General features: G+C 68.5%; 14 protein-coding genes, 1 tRNA gene and 3 pseudogenes. 9 read left to right on the top strand and 9 right to left on the bottom strand.

What is annotated here, in order from left to right; all coding sequences use genetic code 11:
- The first annotated feature begins 58 nt into the window (after positions 1-58).
- A complete protein-coding gene (locus tag MQE23_RS25935; RefSeq protein ID WP_037669011.1) occupies positions 59-1,033 on the top strand; it encodes a YafY family protein in 975 nt (324 codons plus the stop codon).
- A 49-nt stretch (positions 1,034-1,082) separates the two neighbouring features.
- Here MQE23_RS25935 and MQE23_RS25930 read toward each other — a convergent pair whose 3' ends face one another.
- On the bottom strand, positions 1,083-1,682 hold the full coding sequence (locus tag MQE23_RS25930) for a TetR family transcriptional regulator (RefSeq protein WP_243382758.1): 600 nt from the start codon (positions 1,680-1,682) through the stop codon (positions 1,083-1,085).
- A 547-nt stretch (positions 1,683-2,229) separates the two neighbouring features.
- A complete protein-coding gene (locus MQE23_RS25925) occupies positions 2,230-3,228 on the bottom strand; it encodes a sigma-70 family RNA polymerase sigma factor (RefSeq protein WP_010035431.1) in 999 nt (332 codons plus the stop codon).
- 193 nt (positions 3,229-3,421) lie between these two features.
- On the opposite strand from MQE23_RS25925, the gene MQE23_RS25920 reads away from it, so the two are divergent.
- A complete protein-coding gene (locus tag MQE23_RS25920) occupies positions 3,422-3,940 on the top strand; it encodes a GNAT family N-acetyltransferase (protein ID WP_037669007.1) in 519 nt (172 codons plus the stop codon).
- A gap of 21 nt (positions 3,941-3,961) precedes the next feature.
- Here the strand turns inward: MQE23_RS25920 and MQE23_RS25915 are convergent, their stop codons facing one another.
- The gene (locus MQE23_RS25915; protein WP_020272456.1) at positions 3,962-4,747 is read right to left on the bottom strand and encodes a class III extradiol ring-cleavage dioxygenase; all 786 of its coding nucleotides are present in this window, start codon (positions 4,745-4,747) and stop codon (positions 3,962-3,964) included.
- A gap of 90 nt (positions 4,748-4,837) precedes the next feature.
- Here MQE23_RS25915 and MQE23_RS25910 point away from each other — a divergent pair, with 90 nt between their 5' ends.
- On the top strand, positions 4,838-5,371 hold the full coding sequence (locus tag MQE23_RS25910) for a MarR family transcriptional regulator (RefSeq protein WP_051185555.1): 534 nt from the start codon (positions 4,838-4,840) through the stop codon (positions 5,369-5,371).
- An 89-nt stretch (positions 5,372-5,460) separates the two neighbouring features.
- Here the strand turns inward: MQE23_RS25910 and MQE23_RS25905 are convergent, their stop codons facing one another.
- Both MQE23_RS25905 and MQE23_RS25900 read right to left on the bottom strand, forming a co-directional pair.
- On the bottom strand, positions 5,461-7,008 hold the full coding sequence (locus MQE23_RS25905; protein WP_243380434.1) for an MFS transporter: 1,548 nt from the start codon (positions 7,006-7,008) through the stop codon (positions 5,461-5,463).
- A 128-nt stretch (positions 7,009-7,136) separates the two neighbouring features.
- Positions 7,137-7,781 (bottom strand): TetR/AcrR family transcriptional regulator, encoded by a 645-nt coding sequence (locus MQE23_RS25900; RefSeq protein WP_020272453.1) that lies wholly within the window; start codon positions 7,779-7,781, stop codon positions 7,137-7,139.
- Between the two features lie 352 nt (positions 7,782-8,133).
- On the opposite strand from MQE23_RS25900, the gene MQE23_RS25895 reads away from it, so the two are divergent.
- The 3 genes from MQE23_RS25895 to MQE23_RS25885 all read left to right on the top strand — a co-directional run bounded on the left by MQE23_RS25895 (position 8,134) and on the right by MQE23_RS25885 (position 11,405).
- The gene (locus MQE23_RS25895) at positions 8,134-9,480 is read left to right on the top strand and encodes a M6 family metalloprotease domain-containing protein (protein WP_037669004.1); all 1,347 of its coding nucleotides are present in this window, start codon (positions 8,134-8,136) and stop codon (positions 9,478-9,480) included.
- 118 nt (positions 9,481-9,598) lie between these two features.
- On the top strand, positions 9,599-11,239 hold the full coding sequence (locus MQE23_RS25890) for an IclR family transcriptional regulator C-terminal domain-containing protein (RefSeq protein ID WP_243380433.1): 1,641 nt from the start codon (positions 9,599-9,601) through the stop codon (positions 11,237-11,239).
- A gap of 90 nt (positions 11,240-11,329) precedes the next feature.
- Positions 11,330-11,405, top strand: a tRNA-Arg gene (locus MQE23_RS25885).
- 943 nt (positions 11,406-12,348) lie between these two features.
- Here the strand turns inward: MQE23_RS25885 and MQE23_RS25880 are convergent.
- A pseudogene (locus tag MQE23_RS25880) lies at positions 12,349-12,974 on the bottom strand (site-specific integrase); the annotation flags it as partial.
- Between MQE23_RS25880 and MQE23_RS25875 the strand changes: the two are divergent.
- Positions 12,968-13,429: pseudogene (locus MQE23_RS25875) on the top strand (UTRA domain-containing protein); the annotation flags it as partial. The pseudogenes MQE23_RS25880 and MQE23_RS25875 overlap by 7 nt on opposite strands.
- Complete coding sequence (locus MQE23_RS25870) at positions 13,426-14,076, top strand: YdcF family protein (protein WP_243380432.1); 651 nt, start codon at positions 13,426-13,428, stop codon at positions 14,074-14,076. The pseudogene MQE23_RS25875 and the gene MQE23_RS25870, both read left to right, overlap by 4 nt.
- Positions 14,077-14,096: 20 nt before the next feature.
- On the opposite strand, the gene MQE23_RS25865 is transcribed toward MQE23_RS25870, so the two are convergent.
- Positions 14,097-15,278, bottom strand: a complete 1,182-nt coding sequence (locus tag MQE23_RS25865) for a hypothetical protein (protein WP_243380431.1) — start codon at positions 15,276-15,278, stop codon at positions 14,097-14,099.
- A gap of 571 nt (positions 15,279-15,849) precedes the next feature.
- On the opposite strand from MQE23_RS25865, the gene MQE23_RS25860 reads away from it, so the two are divergent.
- The gene (locus tag MQE23_RS25860) at positions 15,850-16,611 is read left to right on the top strand and encodes an SMI1/KNR4 family protein (protein WP_243380430.1); all 762 of its coding nucleotides are present in this window, start codon (positions 15,850-15,852) and stop codon (positions 16,609-16,611) included.
- Positions 16,612-16,615: 4 nt separating this feature from the next.
- On the opposite strand, the gene MQE23_RS25855 is transcribed toward MQE23_RS25860, so the two are convergent.
- Positions 16,616-17,424, bottom strand: a protein-coding gene (locus MQE23_RS25855; protein ID WP_243380429.1) for an IS5 family transposase whose coding sequence is annotated in 2 segments (ribosomal slippage) — positions 16,616-17,104 and positions 17,107-17,424 — 807 coding nt in all. Because the reading frame shifts where the segments join, the coding sequence is not laid out codon by codon here.
- A 206-nt stretch (positions 17,425-17,630) separates the two neighbouring features.
- Positions 17,631-18,345, bottom strand: a pseudogene (locus MQE23_RS25850) (IS5 family transposase).
- Positions 18,346-18,355 lie beyond the last annotated feature (10 nt).

The raw sequence follows: 18,355 nt of genomic DNA, 5'->3' as shown, positions 1-18,355 counted from the left end.
GGAAGTTAGACGGCTATTAGGTCAGATCATGTCCTACTGGTACGGCATCCTCGTCGGTATGACGACGGACACACCGGCCCGGCTGCTGACGCTCCTCTCCCTCCTCCAGACGCCCCGCGAATGGCCCGGCGGCGAGCTCGCCGACCGGCTCGGGGTCTCCCGTCGCACGGTCCGGCGGGACATCGACCGGCTGCGCGACCTGGGCTATCCCGTGCAGGCGACCAAGGGCTCCGACGGCGGCTACCGGCTGGTCGCCGGCAAGGCCATGCCGCCCCTCGTGCTCGACGACGAGGAGGCCGTGGCCATCGCGGTCGGGCTGCGCGCCGGGGCGGGGCACGCGGTGGAGGGCCTGGACGAGGCGTCGGTACGGGCGCTGGCCAAGCTGGAGCAGGTGCTGCCGGGCCGGCTGCGCCACCGCGTGACCACACTCCAGGCCGCGACGACTCCCCTGACCAGCGGGGACGGGCCGAGCATCGCGCCGGAGACCCTGACCGTCATGGCCTCCACGGTGGCCGGGCACGAACGGCTGCGGTTCGCCTACCGGGCGGCCGACGGCACCGAGTCGCGACGCCTGACGGAGCCGTACCGGCTGGTGTCCACGGGCCGCCGCTGGTACCTGGTGGCGTACGACATCGACCGGGACGACTGGCGTACGTTCCGCGTCGACCGGGTGAGCGAGCCGTTCGCCACGGGGGCGCGGTTCGTGCCGCGCGAGCTGCCGACGGGGAACGCGGCGGAGTACCTGCGGCAGTCGATGCAACGGCAGCAGGAGTCCTACGACTTCGAGGTCACGTTCGCCGCGCCGGCCGACTTCGTCGCCGCCCGGCTGCCGAAGTGGCTCGGCACGCCCGAGCCGTTGGACGACCACAGCTGCCGGCTGCGCGGGTCCGTCGGGGACGCCGTGCAGTGGGTGGCGTTCCGGCTGGCGCTGCTGGAGTGCGACTTCGTGGTCCGGTCGCCGGAGGAACTCGTGCGGGCGGTGCGGGAGTTGGGGGCGCGGTTGAGCAGGGCGGCGGCCTCGGGCGCGGGGTAAGCATCCGGCGCCGGGCCGCTGTTCGGCTCCGTCAGGACTCCCAGGAAAGTCAGGCCCCCCAGGGGAAGTCCCGCAACGCCCCCAGATTCCGCAGCGCGAGTTCCGCCGGGCTCCCCGGGCCCTCCACCGGCCCGTCCCCTTCCGCCCAGCCCTCCAGGGCCGTGCGTACGGCGGCGCTCGCGACGGCGGCGGTGAAGCGCGGCTCGGGGGCGGCGGCAACGTTGTCGCCGCCCTGCGCAGCCGCCGTCCCGGTCCCCCGTTCCGCCAGCACCTCCCCCAGCGTCCGCTCCGACGCCTGGCACACCTCCGCCCACACCCTGCGCAGGGACGGGTTCGCCTCGGCGAGGCGCAGGAGTGTGCGGACCCACTCCCAGGAGGACGCCGAGACGCCGACGCCCGGGGTGAGGGTGTGCCGCACCCCGTGCTCCAGCGCCCGGAGCACGCTCGCGTCGGCGGGTGCCGCGCGTACCGCCTCCACCCAGCGCTGGGCGCCGGCCGCGTAGAGCGGGGCGACGGCCTCCTCCTTGGTGGCGAAGTACCGGTAGAAGGTGCGCGGGGCGATGCCGGCGGCCTGGGCGATGTCCTCCGCGCGGGTGGCGCGCAGGCCGTGCCGTACGAAGAGGCCGGCCGCGGCCCGGGCGATCTCCATACGCGTCTCGGCCTTCCGCCGCTCGGTCAGCGAGGCCTGAGGAGGGGTCGGGGTGGTGCTGCTCACGCCCGGCAGGCTATGCCCATGTGACACAATCTGCCATCTGGCGGGCCACCCCGTGGTTCAGGTACGGGGTGGCCCGCCCTCCAACCCCGCCCTCCACTTCCCCGCTCACGCGAAGAGCCGGGTTCCCCCTCACGAAGAGAGCCGGGCCCCGGCGCCCGGGGGGAAGGACGCCGAAGCCCGGCTTTGGGAGAGTCCCGGCGCCGGGGGGAGTGCGACGGGACTTGGCTCTGGGGGCCAGGGGCGCGGCCCCGGCCCGAACTGGTGGGCCCGGAAGTCTTGTTCCCGGTGCCCCGCGGGTTGAAGCGGCGTTACATCGCCATGTTTGCGCGGTCTTTCGCCACCCGGCGTACGCGGCGACCCCCCGGGCGCACACCGGCCGTCACCGACAGCCCCTGGGACAACACCCACGGGCTTCGGGACGAGCCGTACGCCCGGACGCCCCACCGGCTGACACCGACACCGGTGAACACCGGCACCGGCGTCACGCCGCCGCGTCGAACCCGGTGCTGCGCGCCAGCTTCTTCAGCTCCAGCAGCGCGTGCTTCTCGATCTGCCGGATGCGCTCACGGGTCAGGCCGTGCTCCTTGCCGACCTCGGTCAGCGTGCGCTCCCGGCCGTCCTCGATGCCGTAGCGCATCTTGATGATCGAGGCCGTGCGCTGGTCGAGGCGGCCGATGAGGTCGTCGAGCTCCTCGCTGCGCAGCAGCGTGAGCACCGACTGCTCGGGCGACACCGCCGAGGTGTCCTCCAGGAGGTCGCCGAACTGGGTCTCGCCCTCGTCGTCCACCGACATGTTCAGCGAGACCGGGTCGCGGGCCCAGTCGAGCACGTCGGTGACGCGCTCCGGCGTCGAGCCGAGCTCGGCGGCGATCTCCGCGGGCTCCGGGTCGCGCCCGTGCTCGCGGTTGAACTCGCGCTGCACCCGCCGGATCCGGCCGAGCTCCTCCACGAGGTGGACGGGCAGGCGGATCGTACGGGACTGGTCGGCTATGGAGCGGGTGATGGCCTGGCGGATCCACCACGTCGCGTACGTGGAGAACTTGAAGCCCTTGCGGTAGTCGAACTTCTCGACCGCGCGCACCAGGCCGGCGTTGCCCTCCTGGATCAGGTCCAGCAGCGGCAGACCGCTGCGGGGGTAGCGGCGGGCGACGGCGACGACCAGGCGCAGGTTGGAGCGGATGAAGACGTCCTTGGCCCGCTCCGCGTCGGCGACGAGGGCTTCGAGCTCCTCACGGGTGGCGTCCGCCTTGGTCTCCTCGTACCCGTCGAGGACCTGCCGCGCGAACACACCCGCTTCGATGACCTGGGACAGCTCGACTTCCTTGGCGGCGTCGAGCAGCGGTGTGCGCGCGATCTCGTCGAGGTACATGCCGACCAGGTCGCGATCGGCGATCTCGCCGCCATGGGCGCGAACACTGCTTGCCGCGTCGGCCGTCTCGCCGGTGGCGGACTGACGACGGGCGACGGCACGGGTTGCCATGCGTGCTCCCTTGCGATGGTGAGGTCAGCGGGTGGTCCTTCGGACGCTGGACTCCGTCTCCGGGACTCTCCGGACTCTCCTCGGGTGCCCTGCATCCGATGGAAACAACGACTGGAATCAGGACAGAATTCCCAACCTGCCCCTCAATTTTTCGGATCATGCAGTACCCTGTCGGACCCCATGAGGAGGCGCGGTGCCGACGGAACGTACAGAGGTGCAGGTCAGGCCAGGAGTCGAGGGTGACCTCGAAGCTCTCACAGCCCTCTACAACCACTATGTACGTGAGACAGCGATCACATTCGATACCGCGATCTTCACTCCGGAAGAGCGCCGCCCTTGGCTGCTCTCCCACCCTGAAGACGGGCCGTACCGCCTGATGGTTGCCACGGCGCCGGACTCACAGGAGATTCTGGGCTACGCCACATCCAGCCCCTTCCGGGCGAAGCCCGCCTACGCGACCTCCGTGGAGACGACGGTGTACGTCGTCCCGGACGCCGGCCGCCGGGGGGTCGGCACCCTCCTCTACAAGGCCCTCTTCGAGGCCCTGTCCGGCGAGGACCTGCACCGCGCCTACGCGGGCATAGCGCAGCCGAACGAGGCGTCGGCCCGGCTGCACGAACGCTTCGGCTTCCGGTACGTCGGCACGTACCGGGAGGTCGGCCGCAAGTTCGGCCGCTACTGGGACGTGGCCTGGTACGAAAAGGACCTGTAGACCCGGTTGCCCAGGGCGGCCTCAGCCGAACTGCACCGACCGCTTCGCCAGCCCCATCCAGAAGCCGTCGATCACCGACTTCTGCAGGTCCAGCTCACCGGCGGCGTCGGCCGCGCCCATGGTCACGAACAGCGGGGCGAAGTGCTCCGTGCGGGGGTGGGCGAGCTGCCCCGCGGGCGACTTGCGGGTGAAGTCCAGCAGGGCGTCCACGTCCCGCCCCTCCAGCGCCCGCCGGCCCCAGTCGTCGAACTCCGCCGACCAGGCGGGGATGCCGCCCTGCCGGAGCGCGGCCAGGTTGTGGGTGAAGAAGCCGGAGCCGACGATGAGCACGCCCTCGTCCCGCAAGGGGGCGAGCCTGCGGCCGATCTCCATGAGCCGGACCGGGTCGAGCGTCGGCATGGAGACCTGGAGGACCGGAATGTCGGCCTCCGGGTACATCTCGACCAGCGGGACGTACGCGCCGTGGTCGAGGCCGCGGTCGGGGACGTCCTGGACGGGAATCCCGGGGGCGCGCAGCAGCTTCCGTACCGACTCGGCGAGCTCCGGTGCGCCGGGGGCCTCGTAGGTCACCCGGTAGTAGTGCTCCGGGAAGCCCCAGAAGTCGTAGACGAGCGGGACGGTCTCGGTGGCGCCGATGGCGAGCGGGGCCTCCTCCCAGTGGGCGGAGACCATCAGGATCGCCCGGGGGCGGGGCAGGCCGGCCGACCAGGCGGCCAGCTCACCGGGCCAGACCGGGTCGTCCGCCAGCGGCGGGGCGCCGTGGCTCAGGTACAGAGCGGGCATGCGCTCCTGGGTGGCGGCGGACATGCTGCGGCTCCTTCCAAAACATGGTTCCCTAACAAAACTGTACGGGGCATTTGTTTAAAGTTCAAGGAGGGGCCACGTAGAGTGGAAGACATGAAGGCACCCGCATCCGCACCGACACCAGGCTCCGTGGCGGAGCCTCCGGAACCGCGCTGGCTCACCCAGGACGAGCAGCGCGTATGGCGCTCGTTCATGGAGGGCGTCACCCTTCTCGACGACCACCTCGACCGTCAGCTCCAGCGCGACGCGGGCATGCCGCACGTCTACTACGGTCTTCTGGTGAAGCTCGCCGAGGCGCCGAGGCGGCGGCTGCGGATGACGGAGCTCGCCATGCTGGCGAAGATCACCCGCTCCCGCCTCTCGCACGCCATCGCGCGCCTGGAGAAGAACGGCTGGGTGCACCGCGAGGACTGCCCCGACGACAAGCGCGGCCAGTTCGCCGTGCTCACGGACGAGGGCTACGAGGTGCTGCGGCAGACCGCGCCGGGCCATGTGGAGGCCGTACGGCAGGCGGTCTTCGACCGGCTCACCCCGGAACAGCAGAAGTCCCTCGGCGAGATCATGCGGATCATCGCCGAGGGACTTCAGCCGGCCGAAGCCGGTGCGGACCTGCCCTGGCTCCGCTGAGCCTGGGCAGGTCCTGGAATCCGTAGGTACGGGGCGTCCCCTTCCCCGTACCTACGGAGGGCCCGAAGGGGTGTTTCCGGGTACGGCCGTCAGTGGGCGACGACCGGGACCTGCACCTCGTCCGCCACGCCCTCGCCGGAACCGGAGCCGGTCACGGTGGCGCTGCCGGGCCGGCCCGCGTTGACGAAGGTCAGGGCGATCCCGGCGGCCACGACGAGGATGCCGACGGCGAACCAGATGGCGCTCGTGTAGCCCTCGACCATGCCCTCCAGCTGGACCAGCTGCTGCTGGGACCGGCTGCCGGCCCCGGCGATGTGGTCCGCGATGTAGGACGTGGTGGCCGAGGCGGCGATCGTGTTCAGCAGAGCCGTACCGATCGCGCCGCCCACCTGCTGCGAGGTGTTGACCATCGCGGAGGCGACACCGGCGTCCCGCGGCTCGACGCCCTGGGTGGCCAGGGACATGGCCGGCATGAACGCCGTACCCATACCGAGGCCGAGCAGCAGCATCGCCGGCAGCAGCAGGGCGGCGTACGAGGAACCGATCTCCAGCCGGGTCAGCAGCAGCATGCCGAGCGCGGCGACCAGGAAGCCGGGGCCCATCAGCAGACGCGGCGCGACCCGGGTCATCAGGCGGGTGCCGATCTGGGTGGAGCCCGTGATCATGCCCGCGATCATGGGCAGGAAGGCGAACCCGGTCTTGACCGGCGAGTACCCCTTCACGATCTGGAGGTAGTAGGTCAGGAAGAGGAACAGGCCGAACATCGCGATGATCGCGAGGCCGAGGGAGAGGTAGATGCCGCCGCGGTTGCGCTCGGTGATCACGCGCAGCGGCAGCAGCGGGGCCTTCACCCTGGACTCGACGACCACGAAGGTCGCGAGCAGGACGACCGAGGCCACGAACATGCCGACGGTCACGGAGTCGCTCCAGCCAGCCGACTCGGCGCGGGTGAAGCCGTAGACGAGGGCGACCAGGCCGAGGGTGGACAGGATGACGCCCGGGATGTCGAGCGGGGAGCGGTTGCGGCCGCCCTCCGGCTCACGGATGACGAAGTACGCACCGGCCGCGGCGACGATGGCGAACGGGATGTTCACGAAGAACGTCCAGCGCCAGTCCAGGTACTCGGTGAGGAAGCCGCCCAGGATCAGGCCGACGGCGCCGCCGCCACCGGCGATCGCACCGTAGATGCCGAACGCCTTGGCGCGCTCCTTGGCGTCGGTGAACATCACGGCGAGCAGGGAGAGCGCGGCGGGCGCGAGCAGGGCACCGAAGACGCCCTGGAGGGCGCGGGCGCCGAACATCATCGCCTCGTTGGTGGCCGCGCCGCCGAGCGCGGAGGCCACGGCGAAGCCGCCCAGGCCGACGACGAAGGCCTTTTTGCGGCCCCACAGGTCGGCTATCCGGCCGCCGAACAGGAGCAGACCGCCGAAGGCGAGCGCGTACGCCGTGACGACCCACTGCCGGTTGCCGTCGGAGATGCCCAGGTCCTGCTGGGCCGAGGGCAGGGCGATGTTCACGATGGTGGCGTCCAGGACGACCATCAGCTGGGCCAGCGCGATGAACACGAGCGCTTTCCAGCGGCCGGCGTCCGGCGTGGCCGCCGGAGCGCCGAGTGCCTTTGAGGCTGTTTCAGACATGGGGATACCCACTTCGGGACAAGATGACGGAAAAAACGGAAAAAAGGTGTCGCTGAGGGACGACTCGACGACCGGCGTGGCCGTGAGTTCTGGGTGTGGTGACTGGGGTGGCGCCGGGATCTAATCGGTCAGGATTGGCGGAGATCCTCCATGGTCACTGCCGTACCCGGCAGGGTGGACCGGGCCGGGGCCCGCAGTCCGTCCAGGAACAGCTGAAGATGACGGTGTACGAAGGGGTCGGCACTGAGGCACGCCGTGCCGGCCGGGGGCCGGCTGAGCTGGGCCACGGCGACCATCAGGTCACCGACGCCGACGTCGGGGCGGAGCTGGCCGGCCACCTTGGCGCGGTTCATGACCGTCTCGAGGATCCGCTCCACGCGCTCGCGCGCCGCTTCGAGATCGGGGTGGTTCTTGTCGAACGTGGACGAGACCATGGGGCACAGCGCGCTGATCCGCTCGTCGGCGGAGATGTGCACGAAGCGCTCCAGGGCCTCGAACGCGTCCCCCGTCTCCGAGAGCGCGCGCTCGGCCGCCGCGCCCGTACGGTCCAGTACGGAGCAGACGACCTCGCGCACGAGCGCGTCGCGGTCCGGGAAGTTGCGGTACACCGTGGCGTTGCCGACGCCGGCCCGGCGGGCGATCTCGTCGAGCGGCACCTCGGGGCCGTGCTCGACGAACATCTCCCGGGCGGCGGTGACGATCCGCTCCCGGTTGCGCAGGGCGTCGGCACGGGGCCGGGGCGCCTTGCGCGGTGCGGGGGTGGCGGTCTGCACGGTGTACTCCTGGGTGAGGTGCTCTGGTGTGACGATCCGGGGAGAGGCTCCCCGTTTCAGTCGGACACATGGCTAAACGGGGACCGGGTCCCCGGTATTTCCCGCACCTGGACTTTTTGTTTGTGACCTGGCTCACAAACTCGGTGTGGTCGCGGCTTGCCGCGACCGACACGGCCGCCACCGCCGTCACCGCCGCCACCGCGCCACCGCGCCACCGCCGCTACTGACGGGAAACCCACGATCGGTCTCCTCCAACGGGCGTCCCCCCACCCCGCGACGCAGGGTGATCGCAAGGGCGCAGCCGGAGACCGGAGGCTGCCGTGGCGCGGGAGGTCCCTTGCAGGTCCCTGGCATGCAGCCGCAGCCGCAGCCCCGGCGACCCCGTTCGGACGCCTCGGGGCCGCCCGGCCGCCGGATACCCCGGCGGCGTCTGGCCGCTCTCGCCTGCGTGACCGCCCTGACCTTCACGGTCAGCACCTCGGCCGGCACGGGCCACCTCGCCCCGGGCGCCACCACGGCCGGAGCCGGCCCGATCGTCCTGTCCCGCAGCTCCGCGCACGGCCCCTGCCTGATCCGCGGCGCCCCTGAGGTCCAGATGTCCGAGGGCATCCCCACCAGCGCCGGCTACGCCCGCTCCACCGGCACCGTCCGCGCCCTCACCCTGATGATCGACTTCTCCGACGCCCCCGGCGAGGGCAAGGCCCTGGACCGCTTCCGGGAGTTCTTCCCGCAGACCCGGCACTGGTTCCGCACCAGCTCCTACGGCCGCCTCGACTACCGGCCCGCGCTCCCGGTCCGGGAGTGGCTGCGGATGCCGAAGTCCTTCCGCGAGTACGGCATAGAGCGCGGCGCCCCCTTCGACCCCGGCTACCGCGCGCTGGTCCAGGACCTCGTGGCCGTGGCCGACCCGAAGGTGGACTTCCGCGCATACGACCTGCTGAACGTACTGGTCACCCCGAACGCCGGCCCCTCCGCCCTCGACACAGTCCTCTCGGTCACCTTCGCCGGCAACCCCGAGGCGCCGACGGCCGACGGCAAACCCGTGGCCAACGCCTCCTTCGTCTACTCCCGCCAGGACGACGGCTCCGGCTCCTACGACCGCACCGGCTACCGCGTCCTCCCCCACGAGAACGGCCACGTCTTCGGCCTGCCCGACCTGTACACCGCGGAGGGCGGGGGCGCGGTCGGCCACTGGGACATCATGAGCGAGGACTGGGGCGCCAACAACGACCTCCTCGGCTGGCACAAGTGGAAACTGGGCTGGCTCGACGCCGCGCAGGTGCACTGCGTAGCGGACCCCGGCACCACGGAGTTCACCCTGACGCCGCTGGCCCGCACGGGCGGCTCCAAGCTGGTCGTCGTACCCCTGGACAGCGGAACCGGCTACGCCGTCGAACTGCGCACCCGCGCCGGCAACGACGAGGCGGTGTGCCGCCCGGGCATCCTGATCTACAAGGTCGACGCCGCGGTGGACACGGGCATGGGCCCGATCACCGTCCAGGACTCCCGCCGCGACAGCGGCGGCTGCACACGCGCGCCGAACGTCCACTCCGAGTTGTCCGACGCACCGTTCGCGCCCGGGGAGACGTTCAGGGATCCGCGGACGGGGGTCGTGATCAAGGTGGTGGGGGCGGAGCCGTCGGGGGACTACCGGGTGCGGGTGACGCGGGGGCCGATAGCGGCAGGTAGCAGGAGGTAGGGGCCCGGCGGGGGTCGGCCCGGCGGGGGGCGATCAGCACGCAGGCGTCGGGCGGATTCCGGGTTCCGGATTACGGTAGGCGTGCCGCGACTGCCGCGACCGCCGTACCGGAGAGCCGATGCCAGCGAAGCCCACGAACGACGCCCACGAGGGGACCGGGACCGGGGTGCCCACCGAGGCGGTCACGCCGCTGATCCGCGGCATCGCGGTCCTTCGGGAGCTGACGGAGTCGAACGGCACCCTGAGCCTCAGCGCCCTCGAACGAGCCACCGGCCTCGCCCGCTCCACGGTCGACCGCATCACGGCCACGCTCGCCCTCATGGACTACGTCCGCGTGGACGGCAGGGACGTGCACCTGGCCCCCCGCCTGATGGAACTGGGCAACGCCTACCTCTCCGCACTGCGCCTCCCCGCCCTCCTCTCCGCCCGGGCGGACGCCCTGGCCGACGAACTGGACGAGTCGGTCTCCCTCGCGGTCGCCGACCGCGACGGCATCCGCTTCATCCACCAGGCGACCCGCCGCCGCGCCATGTCCCTCAGCTTCCGCATCGGCGACCTGCTTCCCGTCGAACGCACCGCACCGGGCCCGCTGTTCGCGACGGAGTGGACGGACACCGACTGGCAGCACTGGCGCGACCGCAGGGCGTCGGACCCGAGGGACCTGTCCTTCACGGCCGTACCGCCGCGCACGTACGGAGCGGACGCACGGGACGACGAGACCTTCGTCAGCCGCACGGAAGAGGCCGCCGCGAACGGCTGGGCCCTGGACGACCAGCTGATCGAACCGGGCCTGGTGGCGGTCTCGGTACCGGTCCGGTCCCCGCACGCAGGCGACAGCCGGGAGATCGCGTGCGTGGCGAGCGTGGTCAGCCACACGAGCCGGCACACCGCGCACGACCTGCGCACCACCCTGCTGCCGAGGTTGCGGTCGGCGGTGACGGAGATGGAACGCGAACTGCACCGCACACCGCCCCCGGAGCCCGGCCCGCCCCCCTCGAACCTGGCGCTCTGGACGGGCGCGTCCAAGCAGCAGTTGGGCCGCGACTTCATCGAGTCCCTGGCACGGGGCCTGACGGTCCTCACGGCCTTCGGCGAGGGCAGGCCGGAGCTGACCCTCACGCAGGTGGCCCAGGCGACGGGACTGGCCCGGGCGACGGCCCGCCGAGCCCTGATCACCTACGAACACCTGGGCCTGGTCGCGACCCCGGACCCCCGCGCCTTCACCCTCACCCCCCGGGTCCTCTCCCTGGGCTTCCCGCCCCTCTCCCGCCTGTCCCTCCCCGAGATCGCCCAGCCACACCTGTCCGATCTGACGTCCCGCATCCACGAGTCGACGTCACTGGCGGTGCTCTCGGACTCGGGCGAGGAGATCCAGTACACGGCCAGGGTGGCGACGGCCCGCGTGATGAGCGTGAACATCACGGTGGGCACGCGCCGGCCGGCGTACGCGACGGCCCCGGGCCGAGTCCTGCTGGCAGACACACGCACGAGCCACGAACAACTCGACCTGCCCTCGATCCACTCCCAGGGCTACGCCCTGGTCGACGAGGAACTGGAAGAGGGCCTCCGCTCCCTCGCGGTCCCGATCCGCGACCGGTCCGGAAGGGTGGTGGCCGCCCTGAACACAGCGATGCACGCGAGCCGCCACACCCGCCGCGCATGCGTGACGGACCTCCTACCGGAACTGACGTCAACAGCCACCCGCATCGAGGCGGACCTCCACACCGCCGGCCGCTTCACTCACGTCCCCCTGACCTGACCCCCACACCCGCCCGACCCGTATCCGGTACGCTGACGCCTGTGGTCCTCCCAGACCACAGGCAGGCCGCTGCTTGCGTCCGATGCCACTGCCTTCGTAGCTCAGGGGATAGAGCACCGCTCTCCTAAAGCGGGTGTCGCAGGTTCGAATCCTGCCGGGGGCACCAGCACAAAGGCCCCGGACCGATCATGGTCCAGGGCCTTTGACGGCACCAATTGACGGCAACCGGCGTGATGTCTACTCGTCGGCGCTCGCTCTCTGGTGTGACCAGCTCGATACCTCGCACACGGCGTAGCCAGCGCGCCAGAACAACAAGGCAGCACCAGCGATGCCACACGGCTCCCAGACGTCCGTAGCTAGCGCAGCCAGGCCGCCGTCGCCGACGATGTAAACCGCTTGTGCACCCACCACCGAGGTGATGAATGTGTTGGTGCGCGAGGGTAGTCGAAGCAGCCAATCCACTGGCCGCCACGCTGGCTGGCCGAAGTCATGAAGCCGCATACGGATGGCCGCGATGAGGAAGCCCGCAGCAAGCATCGCCTGACGGGCGTGCAAGGACGCCGCTCGCCCTTCCAGTGCACCACTCAGTACCGAAATCCACTCGTCGCGGAGATGCGGCCGAGCAGGTCCTGCAAGGCGAGCAGCGAAGTCAACTACGGACCGCGTTCCTCGGGACGGGCTCGATGCGACATCAGGTGGTGTGACATCCATGTCTCGGACGCGGAGGAGCCCACGTTCGGCGTCAAATTGCAACGTGATAACGAGACGCATGCAGTTATCTTCGGTACGCCTCAGAGTCACGACGTCATGGCTGCTCAGCTTCAGAAACTGAGGGTCACCTCGAAGCCGATCAAGGAGCTTCACCACCGAGCGCAGCTCATCCGGGCCGAGGTAGGCAGCACCTTCCCGCGCCGATCCTGACCATGCGAGCCGCAAACGAGCAGGTACCTCACTCACAAGGCGCCCCTCGTCAGGCCGAGTCCGAAGCGGTGCGCCCTTCGCCTCTGTAGCGCCTCTATAGCCTGTCTGCGACCGGTGCCGGTGAGTTCGTAGAAGCGACGCGCTGGGCGCCCAGGGTGAGGACCAGCCCCTTGGTAGCTGGTGACCCAGCCGCGCCGGCGCTGCGTCTGCTGACGCACGTGCAGCACCCGGTTGTCGAGGTCGACGTCCGACCAGCGCAGCCCTACCAACTCCCCGCGCCGCAAGCCCATGGCGATGGCCAGGACGAACGCGTCATACAGCGGGTCTCGCCGTGCGGCCTCCAGGAACGTCAGCGTCTCCTCCAGGGACCACGGACTGATCTCGCGTTGCTTCACCCGGGGGGTTCCACGAGCGATGCGACGTTCCGCGTGATGAGTTCCTCGCGCACGGCCGCCGTGAGCGCCGTACGGAGCACACGGTGTGCTTCCTTCGCGGTCGCGGCCGTGCTGGCGCTCTGCATGCGCGTGGTGAAGCGGCGCACGTCGGCGACGCTGAGCGACTCCAGCCGCTTGGTCCCCAGCAGAGGGACCAGGTAGCGGCGCACGTGCATCTCGTACTTGTCGTACGTGCTCAGCTTGCGGCGCGGTTCGACGTACTGCGCCAGCCAGTACGGCAGCCACTCGGAGAGCTTGGCGGAGCGGGTCGGCGTCGGAATGCCCTGCCGTGCCCGGCGCACCAGTTCCTGACGCTTCTCGTCGCACTCCTCCCACGTGTTGCCGTACACCGTTTTGCGAGCGCGGGTGCCGTCAGACCGTGAGCCGTATGACGGCGCCGGCCGCCGTCGCTCAGGCTCACGGTCTGCCGGAAGGTGCGGAGGTCTACGCACGTGCACGTGTGGTCAAGGAGGGCTCGCAACCGACGCACACCCTGACGAGCTACTACCGTCCCGAACACGTGGAAGGAACGCGCATCGTCGACCCGGCGCCGGGGCCCGCCGGCCGGGGCGGTGGCTTCCGTGTCCTGTATGACGCCGGGTACGAGATTGACCACATGCAGGAGACGCTGTTCGCGCGTATCCCCACGGCAGACGAAGTCCAGCTTCTCCAGCTCGCGCCGGGTGAGTGGGTGGTGGAGCTGCATCGGACGACGTACACGGCCGACGGCACCGTAGTGGAATTCGCGATCGGCGTTCACGCGGCGACGCGCTTCTCCTGGACGTACGACTTCAAGGTCCCCGACTCAGCGAAAGCGGAGGGCGAAAGTAAGTGATCTCAGCACAGGTATGGGCCGACGCTCAACGGCTCTGGGACTTCCAGCAGATGGGCCATGACCCGCGCCCATGCTCTGTCGCGATCGGACTCGGCAGTCACGACCTCGGAGTCGCGGCCACAACCGCTGACCTCTACCACCGGGGCATGATGCCGCTGATCGTCTTCACTGGGGCGACCAGCCGCACCACACGCGACCGCATGCCGCGTGGCGAGGCTGAGCACTACCGCGAGCGGGCGACCGAGCTGGGGGTGTCAGCTGATGCCATCCTGGTTGAGCCACGGGCCCGAAACACGGGAGAGAACATCCGCTTCTCTCGCGCACTGCTCGAAGAGCACCGGGCCTCAGTGTCGTCCGTCCTGCTGGTCAGCAAGCCGTACGAGGAACGACGGGCCTACGCGACCGCCCGCAAGCTGTGGCCCGAAGTCGAGTGGGTCAGCGCATCCACTCCCATGACCCTGGCTGACTACGTCGAATCGATAGGAGACGCTCGCTTGGTCATTGACATGTTGGCGGGCGCGCAGCAGCGCCTCATAATCTACCCGCAACAGGGATTCATGATCGAGCAGCACATCCCCGATGACGTGGTCGCAGCGTACGAGCGCCTGCGCGATGCCGGATTCACGAGCCGCCTCGTGCAGGCTTGAGTGTCCTGTCACTCTTGAGCCTAAACTTTCTTCTGAGGCTTCCCTGTTTGATGTGAATTCGCCGACTTGAAATTCTTTCGCCTGACATGAAGTTCCCACGTCGGCCTGAGTGTAAGCGGTACAAGAAGTGCAGCAACGGCGCATGACGCAATGAACAATTGCCATGCATAGAGGTCGGCGAATCCGGCATATGCACTGGCGCCTGCGAAGATCAAAGTGGAGAGGATGGTTGTAGCGGTTCGGCCAATCACGGTCTTGATGCCCTCTAGCGTGACAGCTGCTAGATAGAATGAGATATTCATAATAGCCAGGACGACAATGGAGAAAATCCACCAGCCTGACGGCCACGGCCGGGAATATATCACGACTGCAGCAATGAGCAGAGATGAGGTTAGCGCGTACGCGTCCCGCAGGAGGAAACTACGGGAAAGCTCCATGGTGTCTTTTCCGATATCTTGCCTCTTTTGCCTTATTGGCAAGGTGGCGAGTAGCCAGAAATAAGAGCTCAGGACTAGACCCAAGGCCACCCGGGGAATGGGCTCCAGCACAACGGGCTTACCATCATCGGGTGCAGCCACTGTCGTGGCTATAAGTACGGTCGACATCGCGAAGGCAAGAAGGGCTAGCGAGAACAAGGCTACCGCCTCGCTGGATCGATCACGCTTGAAGGCGGCCCGCGCCGCAAGGGCGTGGGACTCCCTTATTAGGCATCTTTCGTAGTGCTTTTGCAGCCTCCCGGGAGTATCCTCCCATTTCCTTTCCCACTCGCCGATAGAGAGTGCGGATATTTGCACGAAATATACGGGCGAGCAACCTTCTATTCGATTCCTCTCCCACAGGAAACGTGATTCCTCTTCTGACAAATTGATCGGTTGAGTTACCCCCGGTATGCTCAGCGGCGCCGTAAGCGCGGCCAGTAGTAGAATTACAGAAAGCGTCACACCTAGAAGGAAAATGGCCACCGATATGATAGTCAGGGGTAGCTGATAGGGGGGAATCTTGAAGTCTCGCGCCGTAAACTTGGCTGAGTTGAGAGACGCTAAGGCAAGTGTGGCCGCCGTAAGGAATGCAACCCCTGTCAGGAAACGCCCAATCTTCTCATCTTGATGCTTGGTGGCGTCGAGAGCTTGCATATGGCTCTCCTGGAGGAGGGCTATTTTATTAAGCGAGGCTTGGCGGTTTGTTTCGTTGAATGATGTCATTCCGTGATCCCCTTGCCGAATACCCATCCGGATGAGTGAGGTGGATCCCGCCTCCTTTCTCTTCTACTGGATGGGCGCATGGGCTGCATCTCCGTGCGCCCATACGGGTGAACCAGGGGTGCACTGTCGCTGTGACGGTTCTCGCTTGAGCAGTGCATGGCGAGCGGGAGCCTGCCCCCCCCCCGCTGTAGCAACCTCATGGGCCGAGTCGCTGGCTGGTGGGCCAGGTGTGGGCCAACGCGTCTCCTGCACGGACCGACGAACAAGTCGGTGGTGCTTGACGGCAGTCTTTGACGGCAACACCAGCACACGTTGCCGTACTGAGATGACCGGCCGCACACCATTCACGGGAGACTGGCAACCCTCACCGCCGACCAGCGGAACGCCCGGATGATCTCCTAAGAACTCGTAACACGATCTTGGTGACTGTGCTCGGGACATGGCGTTCGCTGGATTCATGCCCTACTCGGGGGACCCACCGGAGCTTCGGACCAGCCTGGCAGGGTTGCTCGCACTGGCGGCCTGATCGTCTCTGGGTGATGCGGCGTTTGCATCCGGTACGGTTCGCGGCATGACTGGCGCGTTCGATGCGGCCGAGGCTCTGGACGGCGGAATCTCCGACCGGGAGCGGGCGTGGGCTTTCATTCGCGTCTTCGCCGCTGCTTGGGGCGAGCCGCTGACCGAGGGCGACGGCACGCCAGCAGCGGAATTGGCGCGGGCCGAGGCGACACTCGGCCACTCCCTGCCGGCCGCGCTGCGCGAGGTCCACACGCTCCTGTGCGCGCGATTTGACCTGATAGGCAACCAGGATCCATTGCTGCCGCCCGCCGAGATGTTCGTGCATGACGAGTGCGGCGGTGTCCTCGTCTTCCGCAGCGAGAATCAGGGCTGTGCCTTTTGGGGGGTGCGCCTGCGCGACCTTGATCAGGACGATCCGCCGGTATTCGTCCAGGCGCGGCACGGATGGGTGCCGTTCTTGGACCGGGTCTCTCTGGCCTGCGTCGAGCTCGTACTGAGCGAGGCACTGTTCGGCGGTGGAGGTCGGCTGTACAACGCGTGCGAGCTGCCGACGGACCTGCTTGGTGCGGTGCCCGAACGCTTCCAGCGGGTCGCCCTGCCCGACTACCCGATGTGGACGGGTCCGGAGGACTTTCCAGTGCGCTGGTACTCCGCTCCGGGGCAGCTGCTACGCCAAGATGGCTTGGGCGTGCACAGCTGGCTGCACGTCCGGGGCCGGACCCGGGCCGACCTGGAGACGATCTGCAAGACCGTCCCCGGGCGCTGGGCCCTGGGATACACCGAGCCACTGCACGCCGAACCGCTGCCCTTCTGAACTCTCATGACGCGGGCCTGTTGAGACGTCGCCAGCAGATGAGGCTGCAGGCCAGGGATACGAATGCGTCGTGGAGTTCGGTGCGGCGTTCCCATCGGACAGCGAGCCTTTTGAAGTGGTGGAGCAGGGCCAAGGTCTGCTCGACGACGTAGCGGAGCTTGCCCATGCCCTGGATGTTCGGGGCACCTTTGCGGGAGATGACCGGCAGGATCCGGCGCTTGCGCAGCGCTTCCCGATTCACGTTGGAGTCGTAGCCCTTGTCACCGAGCAGAGCCTCGGGGCGTCTGCGAGGACGGCCGGGGCGGCCCGCGACCGGTGGGATGCCGTCGACCAGGGCGAGGGTCTGGGTGACGTCGTTGACGTTCGCCGCAGTCGTGACGACCTTGAGCGGAGTGCCGCGCCCGTCGCAGATCAAGTGGTGCTTGCTGCCCGTCTTCCGCCGGTCGACCGGCGACGGACCGGTGTCGGAGCCCCCTTTTTCGCGCGGACATGGGAGCCGTCCACGCAGGCCCTCGACCAGTCGAGGCGGCCGGCCGCGTTCAGTTCGACCAACAGGATCCGGTGCAACTGGTCGAAGACCCCTGCCCGCTGCCAACGCTCCAGGCGTCGCCAGCAGGTCTGCCCGGAGCCGAACCCCAGTTCCGGCGGGAGGAGTTGCCAGGCTATGTCGTTGTAGAGGACGTACAGGATGCCCTGCAGGCAGAGCCGGTCCTCCACCGGCCGTGGCCCCGGTGACCTCTCAGCCCAGGGTGGCAGCAGCGGCTCGATCAGGGCCCACAAGTCGTCGTCCACGATCCACGGCCGAGTACTCACGGCATCGCCAACGGCTAAATCGGCACATCGGGCACGCCCGACCAGGACATCCCACCAAGATCCTGTTACGAGCTCTAAAGCGGGTGTCGCAGGTTCGAATCCTGCCGGGGGCACAGAGCTAAGGGCCAGCTCAGGAGGGGTTTCCTACGAGGCTGGCCCTTCGTCGTGTCCGGGTCGTGCCATACGCGTGCCACTAAGAGGTCATCTCATTTGGGTGGTCTGCGGTAGCAGATAAGGGTGCAGGCGATGGCGGTGAAGGCTAGGAAGTGTTCGGCCTTGCGTTCGTAGCGGCGGTGGAGGCGGCAGCCAGCCAGCCAGGACATAGTGCGCTCGATCGTCCAGCGGTGTCGGCCCAGCCGTGTGCGGGATTCACTGCCTTTACGAGCGATGCGGTGCCGGATACCGCGTTGGGAACGGATCGGCGGAATCCCTCCCACGAGCGACTTGAGCGTCTGGCTGTCGTGCAGGTTCGCCCCAGAGATGGCGATTGAGAGGGGCAGACCGGTCCGCTCGGTGATCAAGTGGATCTTCGAGCCCTTCTTGCCCCGGTCTACTGGGTTTGGACCTGTTAGTTCCCCCACTTTCAGAGCACGCATGTTCACCGAGTCGATCGCGCACCGGGGGCCAGTCGAGATCTCCGCACTGCCCCAACTCGTCGAGGATGAGGCGATAGAGCTTCGCCCAGACCCGGGCTGCGGTCCATTCGGTGAAACGGCGGTGTGCCGTTGGTCCCGACGGGCCGAAGACCGACGGTAGTTGCCGCCAAGTGCAGCCGGTCGTGGCCACGAAGATGATCGCTGCCAACGTTTCGCGGTCGCCGTGGCGGCGCCGCCCACCGCCCTGCCGCCGTGGCGGCGCAGTCGGCACAACCCGTTGGAAGAGCTTCCACAATCCATAAGGGACCAAGCGCTCCACGGTCATCGCGATTGCA

Source organism: Streptomyces sp. HP-A2021, assembly GCF_022807935.1.
Lineage (GTDB): Bacteria > Actinomycetota > Actinomycetes > Streptomycetales > Streptomycetaceae > Streptomyces > Streptomyces afghaniensis.
The sequence above is the reverse complement of the archived record's forward strand: the minus strand, read 5'-3'. Positions and strand labels throughout refer to the sequence as shown.

What these genes read in the sequence shown, in the direction of transcription:
- MQE23_RS25860 (WP_243380430.1), top strand. Translation starts at nt 15,850, where the DNA reads ATGACTGGCGCGTTCGATGCGGCCGAGGCTCTGGACGGCGGAATCTCC.
- MQE23_RS25895 (WP_037669004.1), top strand. Translation starts at nt 8,134, where the DNA reads ATGCAGCCGCAGCCGCAGCCCCGGCGACCCCGTTCGGACGCCTCGGGG.
- MQE23_RS25930 (WP_243382758.1), bottom strand. Translation starts at nt 1,682, where the DNA reads ATGGAGATCGCCCGGGCCGCGGCCGGCCTCTTCGTACGGCACGGCCTG.
- MQE23_RS25910 (WP_051185555.1), top strand. Translation starts at nt 4,838, where the DNA reads ATGAAGGCACCCGCATCCGCACCGACACCAGGCTCCGTGGCGGAGCCT.
- MQE23_RS25890 (WP_243380433.1), top strand. Translation starts at nt 9,599, where the DNA reads ATGCCAGCGAAGCCCACGAACGACGCCCACGAGGGGACCGGGACCGGG.
- MQE23_RS25935 (WP_037669011.1), top strand. Translation starts at nt 59, where the DNA reads ATGACGACGGACACACCGGCCCGGCTGCTGACGCTCCTCTCCCTCCTC.
- MQE23_RS25865 (WP_243380431.1), bottom strand. Translation starts at nt 15,278, where the DNA reads ATGACATCATTCAACGAAACAAACCGCCAAGCCTCGCTTAATAAAATA.
- MQE23_RS25925 (WP_010035431.1), bottom strand. Translation starts at nt 3,228, where the DNA reads ATGGCAACCCGTGCCGTCGCCCGTCGTCAGTCCGCCACCGGCGAGACG.
- MQE23_RS25905 (WP_243380434.1), bottom strand. Translation starts at nt 7,008, where the DNA reads ATGTCTGAAACAGCCTCAAAGGCACTCGGCGCTCCGGCGGCCACGCCG.
- MQE23_RS25915 (WP_020272456.1), bottom strand. Translation starts at nt 4,747, where the DNA reads ATGTCCGCCGCCACCCAGGAGCGCATGCCCGCTCTGTACCTGAGCCAC.